The following is a 4,053-nucleotide window of genomic DNA, read 5'->3' as shown; positions in this document are numbered from 1 at the left end:
GTCTCGGCGGGGCGCCGTCTCGCCGAGGCCGCCGCGGGTGCGCGGACGTGACCAGGCGGTCCGGCGACCCCGCCCCGGACGGCGGTGACGGTCGGTCAGTCGGCGGGGGTGCCCGCTGCCGGTTCGCGCATGTCCCGCCGCATCGCGACGTTGCCGATCAGCACCCCGCCGTCGACCGGGAGCGTCACACCGGTGATCCACCCGGCGTCGCGGGAAGCGAGGAACGCCACCGCCGCGGCGATGTCCTCCGGCCGGCCCACCCGCCCCAGCGGGTAGTGCGAGGCGACCCGCTCCAGCACGGGCCGCCGCCGGTCCCAGGCCGGGGTGTCGACCGTCCCGGGCGCCACCAGGTTGGCGCGCACCCCCCGAGCCGCGCTCTCCACCGCGAGCGTCCGGGTCAGACTGCCGAGTGCTGCCTTCGCGGCGCTGTAGGCGTGGCCACCGAAGTCCTGCTCGCCGTTGACCGAGCCGACGGTGACGATCGAACCGCGCCCCTCCGCCCGGGCCAGGTGCGGCATCGCCGCCCGCGCGCACCGGTAGGCGCCGTGGAGGGTGACGTCGAACGCGGCGAGCCACTCGCCCATGTCCGACAGCTCCAGCAGCTCGGTCTCCGGGGTGCCGGCGAACGCGTTGTTGACCAGCGTCTCCAGCCCGCCGAGCCGCTCCACCGCCGCGGCGACCGCGGCGTCCACGGACGCGGTGTCGGCGACGTCGCACCGCAGCGCGACGGCGGTGCCGCCGGCGGCCGTGACGGTGTCGGCGACCACCGACGCGCGGTCGGCGTCGACATCCGTGACGGCGACCGCCGCGCCCTCCGCCGCCAGCCGGCGGGCGACCGCCGCGCCGATGCCGCTGCCCGCTCCGGTGACCAGGGCCCGGTACCCCTCGAATCGCTGCATCGTCCCAGCGTAGGTCGCGCCCCTCCCCCGGGCCCGTTGCCGACGCGCCTCTGCGGCGGACCGGACGGCATGGGCCGGCGGCGGACCGGACGGCATGGGCCCCGGCTCACCGCGGCGCGCGGCGCTCCGCGCACGCCCCCGGTGTACTCACGCCGTCGCTGAGTACCCCGACGGATGCCGCGGCCGGGCGCGGCACGCGATCGTTCCGGCATGAGCCCACGACCCGCCCGGCCGGTGCGTCCGCGCCGGGAAACCTCCCCCGCCGCGCGACTCGCGGCCGCCACCCCCGCCGGCCGCGACCGGTACGTCGACCTGCTGCGCGTCGCCTCCCTGGCGGTCGTCGTGGTCGGCCACTGGACGATGGCCGCCGTCACCGTCGGCGCCGACGGCGCGCTCGTCATCGGCAACCTGCTGGCGGAGGTGCCGGCGCTCCAGGTGCTGACCTGGCTCTTCCAGGTGATGCCGGTCTTCTTCCTCGTCGGCGGCTTCTCCCACGCGCTGGCCTACCGCTCGCTGCGCCGCCGGGCCGAGGAGGCGGGCGCGACGGGCTCGGTCTACCCCGCGTTCCTCCGTACCCGGCTCCGGCGGCTGCTGCTGCCGGTGGCGGTCTTCGCCGGGGTCTGGGCGGCGCTGGCGCTGCTGCTGGAGACGGTCCTCGGCGACGGCGCGGTGCCGGCCGTGCTGCGGCTGGTGGCGCAGCCGCTGTGGTTCATCGGCGTCTACCTGGCGATGGCCGCGCTGACCCCGCCGATGCTGCGGCTGCACGAACGGTGGGGGTGGGGCGCCTTCGCCGCGCTGGTCGCGGGGGTGGTGCTGGTGGACACGGCGCGGTTCGCCGGCGGCGTGCCGTACGTCGAGTTCCTCAACTTCGCACTGGTGTGGCTCGCGGTCCACCAGCTCGGCTTCCTGCGGGCCGACGGCCGGCTGCACCGGCCCGGCGTGGCGCCGGCCCTCGCGCTCGGCGGACTGCTGAGCGCGGCGGCCCTGGTGTGGGTCGGCCCGTATCCGCTGTCGATGGTCGGGATGCCGGGCGAGGAGGTCAGCAACATGGCGCCGCCTACCCTCGCGCTGCTCTGCCACGGCCTCTGGCTGGCCGGCGCGGTGGAGCTGATGCGACGACCGGCCGCCCGGGCGCTGGCCGTTCCGGCGGTCTGGCGGGCGGTGGTCGCGGCCAACGGCACCGCGATGACGGCGTTCCTCTGGCACCTCACCGCGATGCTCGCCGTCTACGCCACCCTGGTGACGCTCCATGTCCCGCTGCCGGAGCCCGCGTCGGGGGCGTGGTGGGCGCAGGCGCCGGTGCGGCTGGCGGTGGCCGCCGGGGTGACGGCGGGGCTGGTGGCGCTGTTCCGGCGGCTCGAACTGCCGGGCGCCGGAGCGGCCTTCGGAGGGCCGGGCTCGGCGCGGACCTCGCCCGGCTCGGTGGTGGTCGCGGCGGTCGGCGTCACCCTCGCGCTCTTCGGTGTCCTCGGGGTGTCGATGACGGGGTTCGGCGGCATGCTGACCGGGCACTCCGCCACGCTGGTCGTCCTGCCCGTCACCACGCCCTTCGCGCTCCTGCTCGTCGCGGTCGGCTGGGCGCTGGTGGTGCGGGCGGGCGGCGGGAAGGCGCGGCCACGCGGGGCCGGGGACGGGGGCGCCGGGCGGGACCCGGCGGGTGCATGACGCGGATCACGGCCGCCCGCTCCGCGGAGCGGGCGGCCGGGGTGCGTGCCCGTCCCCGCAGGTCGGCGCGGAACCCGTTCCCCAACGCCCGAAGTGGCGCGAAAAGTTAACGCCCCCTTGGCACCCCGTGGCACGGCCCGGCGGGCGGAAGCGTGGCACAATCCGGAGTGAGGCAGCTACGGCGAAGGCGGTGAGTGAAGGATGTACCTGGCGCAAGAGGCAGACATCACCGAGATCATCGGTGGTATCGCTCCCGACTGGGGTCCGTTCGGATCACTTGGCGGCGAGGCGAGGACGATGGTCCAGGTGATCATGGCGCTCGCCATTCTGATCTGCCTGGCCATCGCGATCTGGGGCGCAGCCAAGCAGCGAATCGGTTCCACCGCGATGCGTGACACCTTCAGTGCCGAGCAGGGCAAGGGCCTGATCGTCGCCGGCCTGACGGGCGTCTTCATCATCGGCTCGCTCGGCACGCTCTTCACCATCGTCTATGGCATGGCGGTCTGACGGGGCACCCTGCTCACGTCCACCACCGCCTCCCTCGGGAGGATCTGAACCGGAACGTTGCGCTCAGCTGACGCTGATCTCCAGTAGTTCACTCCCGGACAGCGCCCAGAGCCGATCCCCGTCAGCCGCTCGCACGACGCCCAGGCTCTCGCTTGTCCCGAGGCTCACTGCGGTCGCGTCGGCCACGGGGTCTGCTCCGTCGAGCGGCAGCCTCCACAGGACGTCCGTCAGGGGGTCCGATACCCAGAGAGCGGCGGACGCATACACCAGTCCCGCTGCGCCTTCCGGTAGCCCGACGTCCTGTTGGGTCGCACTGCCAGGTGCTGCCCCGGCCTCGAGACAACGCAGCATGCCGTCGCCCGCCAGATACCACAAGCGGCCCACCTGGTCCCAGTCGAAAGCGCGAACTCCGGGATCTCCCGACGCGATCCGCCCGCCCGGGCCGTGGGAGGCATCAGGGTCGTTGCCGGCGAGCGTCACACGGGTGAGGACATCGCCGGCTGTCCCCTCGCCCGGTCGGCCTTGTGCAGTGGCCGCGTAGAGCAGTTCGTCCGGCCCCAACGCCACCGCGCCGCCGTTGGCGACCGATTCGATGGGCATGCCTGTCACAAGTCCCTGCGCGGGGCTCAGTTGAGAGCCCTCGGCACGGTCAGGACTGTAGACGAAGCGGCTCACTCGGCTGTCGGACGCCGTCGAATAGAAGGCGTAGACATGGCTGCCGTCGGTGTCGAGACCGAGAAGTCCTCGTCCTGATCCAGGCTCCGCGGCCTGCACCGTCCCGACCGTGGTGGTGTCCCCGGTGTCGGGGTTCAGGCGGTGGACGGTCCCGGTGTCGCGGGAGCCGACGAGGAGGTCGCCGTCGGGGAGCACCGCCAGCCCCCAGGGGGCGCTGACGCCGTCGAGGGCGAAGGTGCGCTCCACGGTGGCGCCGCCCTCGGCGGGTGCGGCCGGCGGGTCGGTGGGGGTGGGCTCGGGTTCGGGC

At 74.6% G+C, this 4,053-nt stretch carries 4 protein-coding genes; 2 read left to right on the top strand and 2 right to left on the bottom strand.

The window, feature by feature from the left end; genetic code table 11:
* Positions 1-95: 95 nt before the first annotated feature.
* Entirely contained in the window at positions 96-899 is an 804-nt protein-coding gene (locus HCN56_RS24150; protein ID WP_167974563.1) for an SDR family NAD(P)-dependent oxidoreductase, read from the bottom strand.
* Between the two features lie 210 nt (positions 900-1,109).
* On the opposite strand from HCN56_RS24150, the gene HCN56_RS24145 reads away from it, so the two are divergent.
* Together HCN56_RS24145 and HCN56_RS24140 are read left to right on the top strand one after the other, a co-directional pair.
* A complete protein-coding gene (locus HCN56_RS24145) occupies positions 1,110-2,564 on the top strand; it encodes an acyltransferase family protein (protein WP_167974561.1) in 1,455 nt (484 codons plus the stop codon).
* Positions 2,565-2,765: 201 nt separating this feature from the next.
* On the top strand, positions 2,766-3,071 hold the full coding sequence (locus HCN56_RS24140) for a DUF8827 family protein (protein ID WP_167974559.1): 306 nt from the start codon (positions 2,766-2,768) through the stop codon (positions 3,069-3,071).
* 63 nt (positions 3,072-3,134) lie between these two features.
* On the opposite strand, the gene HCN56_RS24135 is transcribed toward HCN56_RS24140, so the two are convergent.
* Positions 3,135-4,053 (bottom strand): PQQ-dependent sugar dehydrogenase (locus tag HCN56_RS24135; RefSeq protein WP_167974558.1); only part of this gene is annotated, 919 nt, incomplete at its 5' end.

This window comes from Streptomyces lonarensis (assembly GCF_012033735.1).
In the GTDB taxonomy this organism is placed as follows: Bacteria; Actinomycetota; Actinomycetes; order Streptomycetales; family Streptomycetaceae; genus Streptomyces; species Streptomyces lonarensis.
The sequence above is the reverse complement of the archived record's forward strand: the minus strand, read 5'-3'. Positions and strand labels throughout refer to the sequence as shown.

Bases quoted from the DNA above. Each gene is read 5' to 3' on its own strand.
- HCN56_RS24150 (WP_167974563.1), bottom strand. From the start codon at position 899: ATGCAGCGATTCGAGGGGTACCGGGCCCTGGTCACCGGAGCGGGCAGC.
- HCN56_RS24145 (WP_167974561.1), top strand. From the start codon at position 1,110: ATGAGCCCACGACCCGCCCGGCCGGTGCGTCCGCGCCGGGAAACCTCC.
- HCN56_RS24140 (WP_167974559.1), top strand. From the start codon at position 2,766: ATGTACCTGGCGCAAGAGGCAGACATCACCGAGATCATCGGTGGTATC.